Source organism: Formosa bonchosmolovskayae (genome assembly GCF_051016085.1).
Lineage (GTDB): Bacteria > Bacteroidota > Bacteroidia > Flavobacteriales > Flavobacteriaceae > Formosa.
In genome coordinates this window covers 1,358,249-1,374,384 of the sequence record NZ_CP174605.1, presented here as the reverse complement: position 1 = coordinate 1,374,384, position 16,136 = coordinate 1,358,249, and the positions used below count along the sequence as shown (strand labels likewise).

The 16,136-nt window shown below is 33.8% G+C and carries 14 protein-coding genes; 5 read left to right on the top strand and 9 right to left on the bottom strand.

Going from position 1 to position 16,136, the window contains the following annotated elements:
- Positions 1-92: 92 nt before the first annotated feature.
- On the top strand, positions 93-1,094 hold the full coding sequence (locus tag ACKC83_RS05740) for an NAD(P)H-dependent glycerol-3-phosphate dehydrogenase (RefSeq protein WP_414035731.1): 1,002 nt from the start codon (positions 93-95) through the stop codon (positions 1,092-1,094).
- A 9-nt stretch (positions 1,095-1,103) separates the two neighbouring features.
- On the opposite strand, the gene ACKC83_RS05735 is transcribed toward ACKC83_RS05740, so the two are convergent.
- Genes ACKC83_RS05735 through ACKC83_RS05725 form a run of 3 tightly spaced genes read right to left on the bottom strand, consistent with a single transcriptional unit; the run spans position 1,104 to position 2,917 of the window.
- Complete coding sequence (locus tag ACKC83_RS05735; protein WP_434037338.1) at positions 1,104-1,499, bottom strand: hypothetical protein; 396 nt, start codon at positions 1,497-1,499, stop codon at positions 1,104-1,106.
- A 4-nt stretch (positions 1,500-1,503) separates the two neighbouring features.
- Complete coding sequence (gene pheS, locus ACKC83_RS05730) at positions 1,504-2,523, bottom strand: phenylalanine--tRNA ligase subunit alpha (protein ID WP_414035733.1); 1,020 nt, start codon at positions 2,521-2,523, stop codon at positions 1,504-1,506.
- Between the two features lie 37 nt (positions 2,524-2,560).
- Positions 2,561-2,917 (bottom strand): hypothetical protein, encoded by a 357-nt coding sequence (locus ACKC83_RS05725; RefSeq protein WP_414035734.1) that lies wholly within the window; start codon positions 2,915-2,917, stop codon positions 2,561-2,563.
- Between the two features lie 127 nt (positions 2,918-3,044).
- Between ACKC83_RS05725 and ACKC83_RS05720 the strand changes: the two genes are divergently transcribed.
- Positions 3,045-3,563, top strand: coding sequence for a CvpA family protein (locus tag ACKC83_RS05720; RefSeq protein ID WP_434037337.1), 519 nt, complete (start codon positions 3,045-3,047; stop codon positions 3,561-3,563).
- Here ACKC83_RS05720 and ACKC83_RS05715 read toward each other — a convergent pair.
- Genes ACKC83_RS05715 through ACKC83_RS05700 form a run of 4 tightly spaced genes read right to left on the bottom strand, consistent with a single transcriptional unit; the run spans position 3,560 to position 8,694 of the window.
- Positions 3,560-5,764, bottom strand: a complete 2,205-nt coding sequence (locus tag ACKC83_RS05715) for a PepSY domain-containing protein (RefSeq protein WP_434037336.1) — start codon at positions 5,762-5,764, stop codon at positions 3,560-3,562. The genes ACKC83_RS05720 and ACKC83_RS05715 overlap by 4 nt on opposite strands.
- Positions 5,765-5,777: 13 nt before the next feature.
- Complete coding sequence (locus tag ACKC83_RS05710; protein WP_414035737.1) at positions 5,778-6,272, bottom strand: DUF2271 domain-containing protein; 495 nt, start codon at positions 6,270-6,272, stop codon at positions 5,778-5,780.
- Positions 6,273-6,277: 5 nt separating this feature from the next.
- Positions 6,278-7,780 carry an ankyrin repeat domain-containing protein gene (locus ACKC83_RS05705; protein WP_434037335.1) on the bottom strand — a complete coding sequence of 501 codons (1,503 nt, stop codon included), beginning with the start codon at positions 7,778-7,780 and terminating at the stop codon, positions 6,278-6,280.
- A gap of 2 nt (positions 7,781-7,782) precedes the next feature.
- A complete protein-coding gene (locus ACKC83_RS05700) occupies positions 7,783-8,694 on the bottom strand; it encodes a DUF6607 family protein (protein WP_434037334.1) in 912 nt (303 codons plus the stop codon).
- Between the two features lie 96 nt (positions 8,695-8,790).
- Between ACKC83_RS05700 and ACKC83_RS05695 the strand changes: the two genes are divergently transcribed.
- From ACKC83_RS05695 to ACKC83_RS05685, 3 genes are read left to right on the top strand one after another with little or no spacing between them, the layout of a single operon-like run.
- On the top strand, positions 8,791-10,929 hold the full coding sequence (locus ACKC83_RS05695) for a TonB-dependent receptor plug domain-containing protein (protein ID WP_434037333.1): 2,139 nt from the start codon (positions 8,791-8,793) through the stop codon (positions 10,927-10,929).
- A 2-nt stretch (positions 10,930-10,931) separates the two neighbouring features.
- Positions 10,932-12,341 (top strand): HmuY family protein, encoded by a 1,410-nt coding sequence (locus ACKC83_RS05690; RefSeq protein WP_434037332.1) that lies wholly within the window; start codon positions 10,932-10,934, stop codon positions 12,339-12,341.
- A 35-nt stretch (positions 12,342-12,376) separates the two neighbouring features.
- Positions 12,377-13,627: a T9SS type A sorting domain-containing protein gene (locus ACKC83_RS05685; RefSeq protein ID WP_434037331.1), complete on the top strand. Its 1,251-nt coding sequence runs from the start codon at positions 12,377-12,379 to the stop codon at positions 13,625-13,627.
- A gap of 84 nt (positions 13,628-13,711) precedes the next feature.
- Here the strand turns inward: ACKC83_RS05685 and ACKC83_RS05680 are convergent, their stop codons facing one another.
- Both ACKC83_RS05680 and ACKC83_RS05675 read right to left on the bottom strand, forming a co-directional pair.
- Positions 13,712-14,338 carry a carbonic anhydrase gene (locus tag ACKC83_RS05680; protein WP_414035740.1) on the bottom strand — a complete coding sequence of 209 codons (627 nt, stop codon included), beginning with the start codon at positions 14,336-14,338 and terminating at the stop codon, positions 13,712-13,714.
- Positions 14,339-14,522: 184 nt separating this feature from the next.
- Positions 14,523-16,115, bottom strand: coding sequence for a SulP family inorganic anion transporter (locus tag ACKC83_RS05675; protein ID WP_414035741.1), 1,593 nt, complete (start codon positions 16,113-16,115; stop codon positions 14,523-14,525).
- Positions 16,116-16,136: the final 21 nt, after the last annotated feature.

Sequence of the window (16,136 nt, the reverse complement as noted above, 5' to 3'; positions counted from 1 at the left end):
TTTTAAACTTTTAATCTGCTTTATTAATATTTCATTAACCACCACAATCTAGTTTTTTGCGTACTTTTGAATTGAAAAAAGAGAATGCCTTTATGAGTAATGAATTAAAATATGCTGTATTTGGTGCTGGTAGTTGGGCTACTGCAATTGTGAAAATGCTATGTGAAAACCTTAATGAAGTAGGTTGGTATATGCGTAGTGCTTACACTAAAGAGCACTTATTAAAGGAACAGCATAATCCTAACTATCTAAGTTCGGTAGAGTTTAAAACAGACGAACTTATTTTAAGTAACGATATAAATGAAATTGCAAATTATGCCGACATTCTAATTTTTGCAATTCCTTCTGCTTTTATGCAGAGTGAATTAGAAAAAATAACGATAGATATCTCTCACAAAACTGTAGTTTCTGCCGTTAAAGGTATTATTCCAGAATCGGGATTATTGGTAGGCGAACATTTCCATAATGTTTATAACGTATCTTACAACAACATTGCTGTTATTGCCGGACCTTGCCATGCCGAGGAGGTTGCTCTAGAACGTTTGTCGTATTTAACCATTTCTTGTGCCGACTCTAAAAAGGCGAAAGCCATTGCTAAAAACTTCTCAAGTAATTATATAAAAACTAAAATTAGCGACGATGTTATCGGAACCGAATATGCCGTTATGCTTAAGAATATTTATGCCATCGCAGCAGGAATTGCACATGGTTTAGGCTACGGAGACAACTTCCAAAGTGTACTTATGAGTAATGCGATTCGAGAGATGAAACGCTTTATTAAGAAGATGCACAAAATGAAACGTAACATAAATAATTCGGCGTATTTAGGCGATTTATTGGTTACAGGATACTCTACGTTTTCTAGAAATAGAATGTTCGGAAATATGATTGGAAAGGGCTATACCGTAAAATCTGCACAGATGGAAATGAGTATGGTTGCCGAAGGGTATTACGCTACTAAAAGCGCACAATTACTTAACGACAAAAACGACAGAAAGACTAAACTTCCAATAATTAATGCGGTTTACGAAATTTTATACGAAGGGAAAGATCCTAAAAAGACCTTTGAAAAACTGACAGATAAATTGGATTAATCTGTAATCCTATTTCACATAAACACCTTGAACATTCATAACTGGAACACGCTGACAAGCGTTTTCATTTATGGTGTTTTCTTTGAATACAAACGATTTATCAAACATTTTGTTGCCTTCAAAAAAGGAAACTTCGTACGTGTTTACTAAGGCCAAAATATCGTCTTGAAGATATTCAATTTTGGCATAACTTTTAGCAGGAAGCTTTTCAACTTTATGTCTCATCACTGCTGTTTTCTTATGCTTAGAAAGGCCTTTAGAGACGATTAAAACCATCTCTAAATCCACTTCCTTATCATTTACTATATACGCATTCCATTCGTCTACATTCAGGTCTTTATTAAACACTCTTACAGCGGCCACATAAACACCTTCAACTTTTGGAATTTCTATATCTTTTTTCATACAATTATATTGTAGACTTAAATTGCTCTAAGAAACGCACATCATTTTCACTTAACAAACGAATGTCGTTTATTTGATGTAATAACATCGCAATTCTATCTATTCCAACTCCAAAAGCAAAGCCAGAATACACTTTAGAATCTATTTTACAGTTTTCTAAAACATTAGGGTCTACCATACCACAACCACCAATTTCTAACCAACCAGTACCTTTAGTAATTTTATAATCAGATTCTGTTTCTAATCCCCAATACACATCAATTTCTGCACTTGGCTCTGTAAACGGGAAGTAAGACGGACGTAAACGGATTTTAGATTTCCCGAACATTTCTGTCGTGAAATACTGAAGCGTTTGCTTTAAATCTGCAAAGCTTACATCTTTATCTATATATAAACCTTCTACTTGATGAAAGAAACAGTGAGAACGTGCCGAAATAGCTTCGTTTCTATATACACGACCCGGAGAAATTGTACGAATTGGAGGCGCATTATCTTCCATATAACGTACTTGTACAGAACTTGTATGCGTTCTTAATAAGACATCTGGATCGGTTTGAATAAAAAACGTATCCTGCATATCTCTCGCCGGATGATATTCTGGTAGGTTTAATGCTGTGAAATTATGCCAATCGTCTTCAATTTCTGGACCTTCACTAACGTTAAATCCTATGGTTGAAAAAATATCAATAATTTGATTTTTTACAATTGAAATTGGGTGACGCGCACCAATAGAAATCGGTTCACCAGGTCTAGACAAATCGCCATAAACACCTTTCGCTTCCTCATCGCCTTCCAACTCCGCTTTCAAAGCATCAACGCGCTCTTGAGCCGTGTTTTTAAGCTGATTAATAGCTTGACCAAATTCTTTCTTTTGGTCGTTAGCCACGTTTTTAAATTCAGCAAAATAATCGTTTAACAATCCTTTTTTACCTAAGTATTTAATACGGAATGCTTCAACTTCGTCTTTAGACTGTGCTTTAAACGCTTCTGCTTCAGCAATAAGTTCTTTTATTTTATCAATCATGATATTCCTTCAAAAATGAATGCAAATTTAATAATTCTTACTTTATATATTCGGTTTCAACGAAATAGTTTACTATAGCTTCTTTCATTAAAACACTTTGTTCTCCCGCTTTTAAAGCAGGTAGTTGTTCTTTAACAGTGTAATGTGGCCAACCATCTTCGTCTACATAATCAAATTCGTAGTATCCATAAGGCATTAACAGTTTACAGATTGCGATATGCATCAAATCTAATTTCTGATCCTTTTTAAACGTACGGTCTAACTGTCCTAATTCCTGTAAACCAATTAAATAAATAATTGAATCAAGATCTAAAGTATCTCCGTCTGCAAACTGATTAGATAATTTAGTAACGACGTCTTTCCATCGTGTTTTTAATTCTTCGTCTCTAGACATATAATTTTTATTACGCTTAAAATGCGTGGTGCAAAGTTAAAAAATAGGACCTCAAATATCCTAAACATCGCATAAAATATGACAAATTCATTTTAAATATTATATTTGATAAAACAACCAATTCATTATGACTTTATTAGACATTATCCTTGCTGTTATTCTCCTATTTGGTTTAGTTAAAGGATTTATGAACGGCTTATTTGTAGAAATAGCGTCTTTGCTTGCCCTTATAATAGGAATTTTTGGAGCCATTCACTTTAGCGCCTTTACCGCTTCTCTCTTTGAACACAAAGTAGATTGGGACGAAAACTATGTGACTATTGTAGCCTTTGCGGTAACATTTATTGTTATTGTTTTAGCTATTGGTCTAGCAGGAAAAGCATTAACAAAGCTTGCCGATTTTGCTTTTCTTGGCATTGTAAATAAAATTTTAGGAGCTATTTTTGGCATGCTTAAAATTGGTCTTATTGCAAGTATCGCGTTAAATATCTTCGGAAATTTAAACGATACTATTCCGTTTATGGATAAAAAAGATATTGAAGCCTCTATACTTTACGAACCAGTAATAGCCATATCTACAAAACTATATCCTGCATTTAAAGATAAAGTAAATGAGAAAAAGAAAGATATTTTTCCTAACGATTAATAGCAGTCTAGCTTAAGTTGCCCTTTATTTTTATACACACTTAAAGAATGCTCTAAATAACGTTCGCAAATGGCTTCTAATACAATTAGAACATCTTTTTGCATGGCTATAGATCCGCAAATTAATATCACGCCTTTTTGTTTTAAAACTTGCGCCACCTGTTCTGCATCACGCTCTAGAAGATGTTGCACATACAGTTTGTTATTGTATTGTCTAGAATAAGCAATTTCGAGTTTTTGAAGCTTGTTTGCTTTTAGACCTTCATCTATAATAGATTTATATATTTCGAAAGAGGATTCTTGGCGTCCTCCCCAATACAATTGCATATTTTGCCCTGTAGTATTCTGATTTATCATACCCAAGAATGGCGCTATACCGGTGCCGTTTGCAATCATTAACACCTGCTTTGTACGTGTAGACAATCGGAATTCCTTGTTTTTAATTAACCGCGCTTTAATAGCCTCGTTAGTATGTAATTTGTTTAAATAATTAGAACACAACCCTAACTCCTGACGTTTTACGCTTAGAAAAACAGTATCGTTAACCTTTCCTACAGAATACAGTCGCTCAACACTATTTGGCTCTGGTTGAATAGCCAATAAGTCGCCTGACTTAAAACGTGTTAATCCCAATTTAGGTTTAAAAGCTATAGTAAACGTATCGTCTGGATTATCGCTTGCATTTGTATTATGAACCACCGTAAAGGTTCGTTTTCTTTTTTTACTTTCTAGAAGATCTTCGCCAGCCAATTGAATTTGTAAGCCCACTTTTTTAGACCATAAATTAATCCATTGCGTGTAGGCTTCGAATGATTTGTTATGGATTGTAAATGGTTTTAAAAGCTGAACAGAATTAGAGTCTGTTTGTAATAAAGAGTCAACATCGAAAGCATATTTACAGAAATCCGGATACGCTAATGAACCAAATCCAACAACTGAAAAACTATACGCATGATCCGATTGCATTTTTTCAAATACAGTTTCAAACTTATTTGCATTTTCTGGAGCTTCCCCTTGACCATACGTCGCCGTCATTATCACCAGATGTTCGCAGGATTTATAAGTTGAAAACGCATTTAATTCGGCAATAAAACTAGATTCCCCTAGTTTTAATAATTGCTTATGCAACATATTGGCGTATTGCACTGTACTCCCATTTTCCGACCCAATTAAAATGATGAATTTGGCATCGTCTTTTTTAAATTTATTCTTCAGCTTGGCCTTGCGACGTTTTAAGGTCATTGCGAAACCAGAGTACACAAAAAACAAAATATTAAGACACGCAATGGCTAAAATTAAAGCCCATAAGATACTGCCTTGACCGGTATGTAAATTAATACTTAATCGAGATGCAATAGCAATAAACGGGTATTTAGATTCACTTAAAACATCGCCAGTATATTGATTCACTAAAACTTCACGATCTTGTAATTGAAGCGTGTAATAATCTTCTACATCTTCGGAGAATGGAAATTCTACGCTTCTGACTTCAGATAATTTAGTAGCGCTAAAAATAGATTGATCTTGTAACTCGCGTTTTGGAGTTTCAGAAATCTCATCATAGTTTACATTATGTGTAAGATTTTCTTTTGGCAATAAATCGAAGCGATATAAAGATAAATAGACTCCGGTGAGCGTAAGAATAATAATAGGAATTAAAGATAATCGTCCTAATACAACATGATAATATTGTGCAAAATTCTCATTTACAATTTTACTAAAAAAGCGTTTAAAACTGCGCTGTCTTTTTACAATTAAGACAGTTCCCGAAACAGCAATTAAGAAGAGTAAAAACGACGTAATTCCGATAAAAATACGTCCAGTAGTTTTTAAGAATAACGATCTATGAAAGTTTGTTGTCCATTGAAACAAGGGCGATTTTTCGATAATATTGCCAATTTTTTCACCTGTTCGCGGATTGATATAAAATGTTTCGGCATCTCCTTCTTCAGTGATTACGGATGCAGAAACGAATTCGTTAACATCGACATCGACGTTTAAAATTTCAATATAATTGTCTTTTAAATGTTGTATTGTTTCGGCTAACGACACCTCATTAAAATCGTGAACCCGATACGGTTGCACCTGATTAGAAATAGGTTCGAATGCTAAAACTATACCCGTTAACGAGGCCAACACTATAAACACAAAAGAAGATACAGCCAGCGCAAGGTGGCTATATCTCCATATTGAAACTGTCATACTTTATTATTATTTAGTTAGGAATCATACGTATGTAACGTATAAACCCTTTACCTTCGACTTTACTTTTTACACTCGCAGATGTTAATTCAAATTCAACATCTTGCTTGTAATATTCTTGATCTTCTACAGCCGATTCAAAACGAATACTATACCCTGCATCGATTTTAGAATCTTCTATTTCAATAACATTAATACTGCGTTGTCCGCCTGCTACAGTAGCTCCCGTAATAGCATCAATATTATTACGTTTTTTTCCGTAAAAATCAAACCAAGCGGTTAAATCGTTGTACCACTCGTCGTCGTCTCCTTGCATGTACAAGGTTTTTTCGTATTCGCCTTCAGGATTAATTAACGAGATTACTACGTAAGCACCTTCTCCCGTATAATTCGTCATTTGCAACATGCATTTGTATTTAGTTGAAGCTTCTAGAGGTTTAAAAGAATAAAAACTAAAAACCACAAATGCCAAGGCAAAAACTGTTTTTAATATCGAAAATTTATGCATGCTTATTATTTTAAAAAGTTAATGTTTACGTTGTTTGCTTTTAAAAGTTCGTTCTCACTAGCTAAATCGTAAGCCGTTTCTTCAAACTCTGTAGTCATGCTTTTATCGGCTCCGTTTTCTAACAAATACTTTAAAACAACATCGTCTTGAGATGACATTGCAGATTTTAATAATGGTGAAATTCCTTCGGCATTCACAGCATTAATATCGGCTTTGTACTGTTTTGCAAGTTTAAGTAATTCGAAGTGATTCTGATCTAAAGCTAAGTGATATAATGTATTCCCATTTGCTTGAGGTTTAGAAATATCTAATCCGTTTGCTGATAATAGCGCTAATTTAGATTTAAAATCGGCTTCACTTCTTGGAGAATAGGACTCCATTAAATAGGTTGTTAAATTGCTTCCACTAGCATCTACAACATTAATATCGGCTTTCTTTTTAAGCAGATAAGACACAACATCGGTAGTATTGTTTTTAATAGCTAAAGCTAAAGCAGACTCTCCTTTTTTATTGGTATAGTTAATATCTTTTAACTTTGGCTCAAGTAAAGTAATAATTGATAAATCATTGTTAGAAGATGCATTTAAAAATGGAGTATTTCCATTTTGATCGGCCTGATTTACATCCACTCCTTTGGCTAAGAAGTATTTTATAACAGCTTCGTCTTTACTTTTTCCTGCTAAACCGTGTAAAGGTGTTAAACCATTCTTAGTAGTAACATTGGCTTTAATCCCTTTATCTTCTAAATATTTAAAGACACTTAAGTCGTTAGATGAGCCTCGACCACCAATACTAGCAAAAATCATAGCATTTCCACCTTCATTATTTAAGGTTTTATAATCGACACCCTTTGCAATAAGCTGATCTAACATTTTTGTGTTTCCAGATTTAGCAACGTAATTAAAAATCCCATTTCCATCGGCGTCTTTACTATGAAGATCTAAACCTTTTGATATAAAATAATTGATTGTACTAAAATCTTTAGCACGTTGAGACACCAATAATAAAGCATTAGCACCATGATGATCTAAATCGGTTAATTTAGCACCGTTAGCTAAACATAAATCGTAAACCTTAGTATCTTTTTGTCCTGTTGCTGCGGCAAAGTTTAATAGCGAATACCCGTGATTATCTAAAATATCGGTTTTAGCACCATGCTTAATAAGGTACTCCATAAGCTCTACATTCCCTTTATTTGCTGCCCAGAAAATATAAGTACGGCCATCGTGAGTTAACTTATTAACATCGTTTCCTTCTTTTTTTAGTAGATGGTAAACATTAGTATTAGATGCCCCTTGCAAAATAGCAGTCGCCACAGCATCGAAGCTTCTTCCGTTAAGTTGAGCAGGATCGTTTCCTTCTTTAATTTTCTGTTCGATAACCTCGACTGTTGGATTCGTTCCCCAAAAGTCACGATCTAAGAACACATTCGATTCTTGGGCTTGAACAAGTGTCCCTAGTGCTAAAAACGCACCTAAAATTCCATTTCTTAATACTGATTTTTTCATGCTTATTTTTTTACGAAAGATTCTATAATAGCGTTAATATCTTCCTCATTTTGATAGTCTTCCTCAGAAAACAAATACTTATATAATTGTTTATTGTCTACTTTTTCTTCTAAAGATAAATTTTTATCTCGTGCAAAAACTTCATCCCATTTAGAACGCACTAAAGCCCATTTTGCGCTTGTTTTTTTCCAATAATCTTGTGCAGCAATACATTTACTATCGTCTACTTTAGTATAGGTATTGTATCCTTTTTCTTGGGCAATTACCACATCTGCTTTTCCCGCTTCGCGAAGTACTTTATCGTTATCTTGATCGTGAATCCAACCTGTTTTTGTAATTTCTTGACGGTTTCGTCTTAGTGTAATATTGTAATCACTACGCTTAGTATACTCACGTCTTGGTAAGGGTGCTGTAGTAGTATTCTCCCAATAGCTTTTTCCATCGACGTGTACCCAAGATGAAGAGCCTTCGTAACGCGGACTATCATCTACTTGAAATACTTTCTGTGACCACTGTCCTTTTACCTCACTTTTAGGCAGATTTACATACGTCCATTCGTTATCGCCATTATAAGTGTATAAGTCGGTGTTTTCGTATTCCCAGTCCTGTCTCCAATGTTTCACAATATGTGGATGCGCAGGATCGCCAACAATTAATAAGTGTTGTAATGCAATTTTATCTTTAGAATCTTCAACCAATTCTACCCATTCTAAACCTTTATCGTGTTTTACTTCCGAAGGGACATAAGTCGAGTCGTCTACGTAATTGAAGGTCTCAGTAAAATTAAAGTTTACTTCGTAACAGCCACACATATCCTTAATCGCTTTCTGATCTTCCTTTTTTTGTTTCTGAGCAACGACAGTATTCATAATACTTATGGTAACACATAATGATAGCAATATAGATTTTTTCATAGTTTTTGGTTGGGTCTTAATTTTTATTAAAAAAAATTAACCTTATTTAGACTCAATTAAAATAAGATTATATATTTGCTACAAATCTAAACAAGAATGAGTCTAAATAAAAATAATATTTTACTTTTTTTAATTCTTCTATCTAGCACGGTATTAACTGCTCAACAACAAACTGCAGACTCACTTTCAATAGAAGCATTAGACGAAGTTGTAATTACTGGGCAGTACAATGCCCAATCTGCTGTACAATCTGTGTTTGAAGTTAAAGTGATAAACAGAAATACTATAGAACAACAAGCAGCTAATAACCTAGCAGATTTATTAAATCAGACGCTTAATATTAACATTTTACCAAATGCATCTACAGGTAAGTCTGGTGTTAGTTTATTTGGATTGGATTCTCAATACTTTAAAGTCCTAATAGACAATGTTCCTGTTATTAATGAAGAAGGCGTGGGTAACAACACAGATTTGACACTCATTAATCTAGACGATATTCAACAAATTGAAATTATTGAAGGCTCTATGGGCGTTCAGTATGGCTCGAATGCAGTTTCAGGGATTATTAATATCATAACTAAAAAATCCTCAGCTTATAAAACTCAAGTTAAAGCCTACTTACAAGAGGAAACTGTTGGAGATGAGTATGAATGGTTCGAGAAAGGGAGACACATTCAGTCGCTACAAATCAATCATAATTTTACAGATAAATTATACGGAAGCATTGGTTATACAAGAAATGATTTTGCAGGGTATTGGGGTAATAAAAACGGAGAACACTATGATAATAATGATGGTTTACGCGGTCACGATTGGTTACCAAAACTCCAACAAAACGCAAAAGCTTTATTAAACTATAAGGGTGAACATTTCAATATTTTTTACAAGTTCGATTACTTCAACGAACATATTGAAAAGTACAATACCTCTGTAGACTTAAACACCAATCCTGCTACTGAAACGAGTGATCCTGTCGCTCTAGATGAAATGTATACCAATAATCGATATTATCACCATATAAATAGTACCGGACTCATTTCTAATCAAGTTAATTACGATGTTTCAGTATCTTATCAATCGCAAACTAAAGATATTGAACAATACCAGTATCGTATTCGTGAAGATGAAAAATTAAATAATAAAGAAGGCGAATACTTATCGAGAAAAGCATTCTTTTCTCGCGGAACATTTAGTAATCTAATAGACAGTGAAACCTTAGGTTTACAATTAGGTTACGAAATTACAAACGAAAAAGGATATGGATCACCTTTAGCCATTACCATAAATCCAGAAGATAATAAGGTTGAACAAAAATTAAACAGTTATGACCTGTTTGCGTCTTCAGAATTTAAATTCTCAGAAGTCTTTTCAATACGACCTGGAGCGCGAATTTCGTTTTCAAATTTATTCAACAATCAATATGTATTCTCTCTAAGCTCTAAATACATATTTAAAAACAATTATAAGTTTAGAGCCATTATTGGTTCGGCAAATAGAACCCCAAACTACGACGAGCTGTTCACCTACTTTGTCGATGTTAATCATAACTTACAAGGTAACCCAGGACTTAATCCAGAAAAAGGGGTGTCTGCATTCTTGCATTTAAAAAAACAATTCAAATTGAACAATGATGGCTTAATCATGAATAATAAAATAAGCGCATCCTATTTAGATATCGCCGATCGTATAGAATTAATAATTGTAGAACAAAACCCTTTATCCTACCAATACAATAATATAGATGCATACACATCCTTCGGGTTTTTCTCAGAAAACAGTCTGCAATACAAAAGAATTAAAGCTCAACTCGGGTTTTCGGTACTAGGAATTTCTAAAACCTTAGATACAAGTACAAAACATAACAACGACTTTTTGTATAATCTTCAATTAAACAGTACACTTAGCTACAATGTACCAGAATGGCATTCATCATTTGCACTGTACTATAAACATGTTGGAAAACAAGATCAGTTTGTTGAAAAAACCAACGATGCAGGACATACAGAATATGTAAAAGGAACTACAGATGCTTACAGCTGGTTAGACTTAACAGCTAGAAAAAAATGCTTTAATAATGCTTTCGATATCACAGTTGGTGTTCGGAATATATTAGATGTTAACAATGTAAACACTACCGCTTTTTCCGGAGGTACGCACGACGGACCACCATCTAGCCTTCTTTTAGGATACGGACGATCTTACTTTATAAAACTTGCTTACAACCTTAATTTATAGCCATGACACGATTAAAACTTAAGTATATCCCTATATATTGTTCCATATTATTATTGGTGTTCCTACAATCTTGTAGCGAAGACAATACGTTTAGCGAAGATCCTTTTGTGGTAGCATTTTCTAACCTATCGGCCAATTTTCAAGAGATTGAAACTATTAAAGATATTTCTTTAGTGTATTCCGAAATATCTCAAGAAACCGGAACTGTTACGATTCAAATAGAGGCAGAAAACGCAATTTATGGTATCGATTACAGGACTATTCCAGAGGCTTCAAACCAAAGCATTACACTACAAATACAATCGGGAGCTGTTTCTGATGTTATTCAATTCGAGAAACTAAACCCCTTCTTAGACGAAACGACATCGATTCAATTTAAAATTTCTTCTATAGATTATAGCAATGCACAAATTCAAGGGTATTCAACTTATACAATAAGCGCACAAGCGTCTTTAGGTGGACGAATTTTTCCAAATATTGGCGGACCTAACGAAGCCAATCAGGTATTTATTGATTTAAGTAGTCAGGCAACGACAGACGTTATTCGCGATTCTTGGGATTTAGGATTTTACAACGGAGATGCATTTAGAGTCGCAATTAACGGAACCATTTACATGGCAGCCGGCCGTTTAAACTCAACCAATATCGATGCAGTAACTTCAGAATCGGTGGCCAACGAGAAAAAACAAATCGCAGTCGGTACGTTCGACCCCTTAAACCAGGCATATATAGATGCACCTAACGGAAATATCTTGGAAACCGCGATTGATGAAATATCGGACATTGATTCCGAAAACAATGTCTATTTAATAAACTTAGGCTACGACGTTGGCTCTGCAGACGCCATAACCGGAAGCGTTGCCATTGCAGGAGATGCTCGGGGCTGGAAGAAAGTTAGAATACTGAAACGTGAGAATGGGTATTTACTTCAGTATGCAGATTTAAACGATACTTCTCATCAAGAAATTAAAATCTCTAAAGACTCGAATTATAATTTTTCACACTTCAGTTTCAATACTAATACTATAGTTTCTGTAGAACCAGAAAAAGATAAATGGGACATTTCATTTACTGTTTTTTCAAATATTATAGAAGGTGCAGGAAGTTATGGTTATTCAGATTTTGTTACTCAAAACACAAAAGGAGACGTCTTAAGTTATCAAATAATCAATAGCGAATCTACGTACGAAGACTTCACTCTATCGCAAGTAAATTCCTCAAAATTTTCAAGCAACCAAATTACAATTGGAAGTAATTGGAGAGAAATTGTACCGAAGCATAAACTTTTAACCGATCGCTTTTACATAATAAAGGATCCTAATGGCAATGTGTATAAGCTCCAATTTTTAGCGTTCACCAACAACGAAGGTGAACGTGGTTACCCTGAATTCACTTATGAATTATTACAATAAAACTGAATTTTTAAATCATTATCAAATTAATCATTATGAAAACAACTTTACAATTATTATGCTTTTTATGCTGTTTTACGACTGCTTTCGCACAGGAAACCGAAGTATCACTATCTATGCAACCAAATTACGAAAGTACCGTTTACTACAATTTAGACACTCAAACAGAAACAAGTTTTACAGCAGATGCCTGGGATATTGGCTTCTTAAGAACGAGCTCGATGAGTATGAGTATTCGAACAAATGCCTTAGTCGATGTTTTTGAAGCTTCAAACAACACAAACGATTGGTCGGCTATAGACGTGACGAATGAAGCGAATTGGACAAAATTATATAACGGAGATACAGATTGGACTTCTGGCTCGATAGATAGCGGTTCTGCCACTTACGGTTGGGGAGAATACAATATGGCTAACCATCATGTTTTGGGTTCGGTAATCTTTGTTTTAAAATATGCAGATGGTACGTATGCCAAATTTATTAACGAAGATTTTTATGGTGGTTACACGTTCAAATATGCAACTTGGAACGGTACCACTTGGAGTGACGACAAAACGGAAACTATTGCCAATAGCGAAAATGAAAATAATCGATTTAATTACTTTTCTATAAAAAACGGAAGTAAGGTTATTGCAGAACCTGCTATGGACGCATGGCATCTTGTATTTAACAGATATTATACAGATGTAGAGGATAACGAGGGTAATATGGTTAAATATCTAGTAACAGGAATCTTAACAAATTCTGGTATTTCGGTTGCTATAAATGATGAAGAAAATGACAATACAGATCTTTCTAACTTAACGTATTCTGAAGATATTAATACTATCGGATCGGACTGGAAAACATTTAGTATGAATACGTATAGTTACGAAGTTAACCCCAATAAAGCGTATTATATAAAAACAGAATCGGGGGCAATCTACAGATTAGTATTTACAAGTTTTGAAGGCATGTCTACAGGAAATTTATCTTTCACTTATGAAGACGTTACAGAACGTTTAAGTATTGATAATGTAAACGAATCTATAAGCTTTAGTGTATATCCGAATCCAACAACCGATAAAAAAATAAATTTAGTTTACGACGTAAATGCACTAACATCTTCAAATAATGAAGTTGCTATATATGCTTTAACAGGCGCTAAAGTATTTGCCACATCTTTAAAAAACAACTCCGGTTTTTACAATAAAGAATTACAGTTAGATAATTTACAAAGTGGTATTTATATTTTAAAATTCACTTCCGGGAACACGTCTACTACTAAAAAGCTAATTCTTAATTAGTCATTTGTTTTATTTATTTTCGTTTGACAAAAAAAGCCACTCGATATATGAGTGGCTTTTTTAATTTTTGATTAAAAAAACGGATTAATCTAAATGATAAATCTGTCTGATGTTTTGTAAGATAGCATCGAAATCAATTTTCAGATCAATTAATTTTCCTGTATGAATATCGAAAACCCATCCGTGAACTTGCATCTCTCTATTACGTATCGCTTTTTGAACTGCAGATGTTTTAATAAGGTTAACACATTGCTCTTGAACGTTTAGTTCGATTAACTTATTATACCTTTTGTCTTCATCTTCAATCGCATTTAACTCGTCTGCATGAATACGATATACATCTCTAATGTTTCTTAACCATGGATTTAATAAACCTAAATCTGCAGATTGCATCGCGGCTTTAACACCACCACAACCATAATGACCACAAACCACTACGTGATTTACTTTTAAATGATCTACAGCGTAGTCTACAACAGACATAACATTTAAATCGGTATTAGGCACCATATTCGCAATGTTTCTGTGTACAAAAACTTGTCCTAGTTCTAATCCCATTAATCCTTCTGCATCTACACGACTGTCTGAACACCCGATATATAAAAATTCTGGAGTTTGCCCGTGACGTAAATCTTCGAAATAATTTTCGTTACCAGCTAATTTATCTTTAATCCACTTTTCGTTATTCTTAAATACATTTTTTAATACCATAACTTATGTTTTTATAATTCTATTAAATTTAATCAAGAGATTTTATATCCCTTTTTTTATGGTTGATTTAACAACCCTAATATAGTTTGTTTTTTATACTTTTTAAACGCTGGAATACTGTAATTAAATACTCCTAAAAGTATAATATTTTGCACATTTATGTGCTTTAAGTCCCGTCTAATGTTTAGCTTAAACTTATATTAGACTTAGGACGTTCTTTAAAGAATGCAATATAACTCTCTGGATTTTCTACCACACCACGCTTAGAAATTAAAGTAATATCTATATTTTTTTCCTTTGCTTTATGTGTAAAATCCTCAAGAATTTCAATAATATCGTAATCCAAGTAACGCGTTTTTAATAGGTTTAGCTCTAAACTCGAATTATCAGGTAAACGATCTAATTCTTTTAAAATAGCACCTTTATTAAAGAAGGTTACTTCTTCTGCTAAAGTCATTTTAACCTTAGGCTTTCCATTACTTTTATCTTCCATATTAAGGAAGTGAGAGTTTTGATAGCTCTTTAACAAGATAATTACAATCCCTACACCAAGTCCCATTCCTATACCCACTAATAAATCGGTAAAAACAATACCTATTATAGTCACAAAAAATGGTACTGATTGTTTCCAACCTAAAGCAATCATTTGTTTAAATAAAACAGGCTTCGCTAATTTATAACCTACAATTAAAAGAATTGCCGCTAAAACAGCCAAAGGAATCATATTTAACAACGTCGGAATTAAAATAACAGAAATTAATAACAAAAATCCGTGTAAAATGGTTGATAATTTACTTTTACCACCAGACTGCACATTTGCAGAACTTCTAACAATTACTTGAGTGATTGGCAAACCACCAATTAAACCAGAAGCGATGTTACCAATACCTTGGGCCAATAACTCTCTATTGGTTGGTGTTACATTTTTATCTGGATCTATCTTATCTGATGCCTCGACACATAACAATGTCTCTAAACTGGCGACTAACGCTATTGTAAAAGCAACAATCCACACCCCATGATCTGTAATTGCACTAAAATTTGGAAAACTAAACTGATTGAAAAAAGAAGTTGCATCTTCTGGTACAGGTACATTAACCATATGGCTTTGGCCTATAGATAATATATCGTGACCTTTGGTTACATTATAATACACAATCCCTAAAACTACAGCGACAAAAGGCCCTTGAATAACCGTAAAGATTTTACTTTTTTTAGCTAATACATTATCCCATAACAATAAAATCGCTAAACTAATAACTCCTATTAAAGCAGCTCCAGGATGTACATTATTAATAATATTGAAAAGTTCTGAGAATGTATTTCCTCCATCGATCTCGAAGAATTCGAAATCCCAAGACGATTGCTCGTCGTAACCAAAGAAGTTTGGAATTTGTTTTAATATAATTATAATACCTATACCCGTAAGCATCCCCTTAATAACGGAAGAAGGGAAATAATATGCAATAACACCGGCCTTTAAAACTCCAAAAATAATTTGAATAATACCTGCTAAAACGACTGCTACTAAAAAGTTTTGATAACCTCCTAATGTACCAATGGCAGTTAAAACAATTGCAGCCAATCCTGCTGCCGGTCCGCTCACTCCAATTTTAGAGCCACTTAAAAATCCTACTACTATACCTCCTATTATCCCTGCAATTACTCCAGAGAACAACGGCGCTCCACTCGCCAAAGCAATACCTAAACATAAAGGTAAAGCCACGAAAAACACGACAACACTTGCCGGAAAATCATTTTTTAATGTTTTAAACATAATAAAAATTTGCTTTAATAT

Coding starts and splice junctions, on each gene's coding strand:
- ACKC83_RS05740 (WP_414035731.1), top strand. CDS start 93: ATGAGTAATGAATTAAAATATGCTGTATTTGGTGCTGGTAGTTGGGCT.
- ACKC83_RS05735 (WP_434037338.1), bottom strand. CDS start 1,499: ATGAAAAAAGATATAGAAATTCCAAAAGTTGAAGGTGTTTATGTGGCC.
- pheS (WP_414035733.1), bottom strand. CDS start 2,523: ATGATTGATAAAATAAAAGAACTTATTGCTGAAGCAGAAGCGTTTAAA.
- ACKC83_RS05725 (WP_414035734.1), bottom strand. CDS start 2,917: ATGTCTAGAGACGAAGAATTAAAAACACGATGGAAAGACGTCGTTACT.
- ACKC83_RS05720 (WP_434037337.1), top strand. CDS start 3,045: ATGACTTTATTAGACATTATCCTTGCTGTTATTCTCCTATTTGGTTTA.
- ACKC83_RS05715 (WP_434037336.1), bottom strand. CDS start 5,764: ATGACAGTTTCAATATGGAGATATAGCCACCTTGCGCTGGCTGTATCT.
- ACKC83_RS05710 (WP_414035737.1), bottom strand. CDS start 6,272: ATGCATAAATTTTCGATATTAAAAACAGTTTTTGCCTTGGCATTTGTG.
- ACKC83_RS05705 (WP_434037335.1), bottom strand. CDS start 7,780: ATGAAAAAATCAGTATTAAGAAATGGAATTTTAGGTGCGTTTTTAGCA.
- ACKC83_RS05700 (WP_434037334.1), bottom strand. CDS start 8,694: ATGAAAAAATCTATATTGCTATCATTATGTGTTACCATAAGTATTATG.
- ACKC83_RS05695 (WP_434037333.1), top strand. CDS start 8,791: ATGAGTCTAAATAAAAATAATATTTTACTTTTTTTAATTCTTCTATCT.
- ACKC83_RS05690 (WP_434037332.1), top strand. CDS start 10,932: ATGACACGATTAAAACTTAAGTATATCCCTATATATTGTTCCATATTA.
- ACKC83_RS05685 (WP_434037331.1), top strand. CDS start 12,377: ATGAAAACAACTTTACAATTATTATGCTTTTTATGCTGTTTTACGACT.
- ACKC83_RS05680 (WP_414035740.1), bottom strand. CDS start 14,338: ATGGTATTAAAAAATGTATTTAAGAATAACGAAAAGTGGATTAAAGAT.
- ACKC83_RS05675 (WP_414035741.1), bottom strand. CDS start 16,115: ATGTTTAAAACATTAAAAAATGATTTTCCGGCAAGTGTTGTCGTGTTT.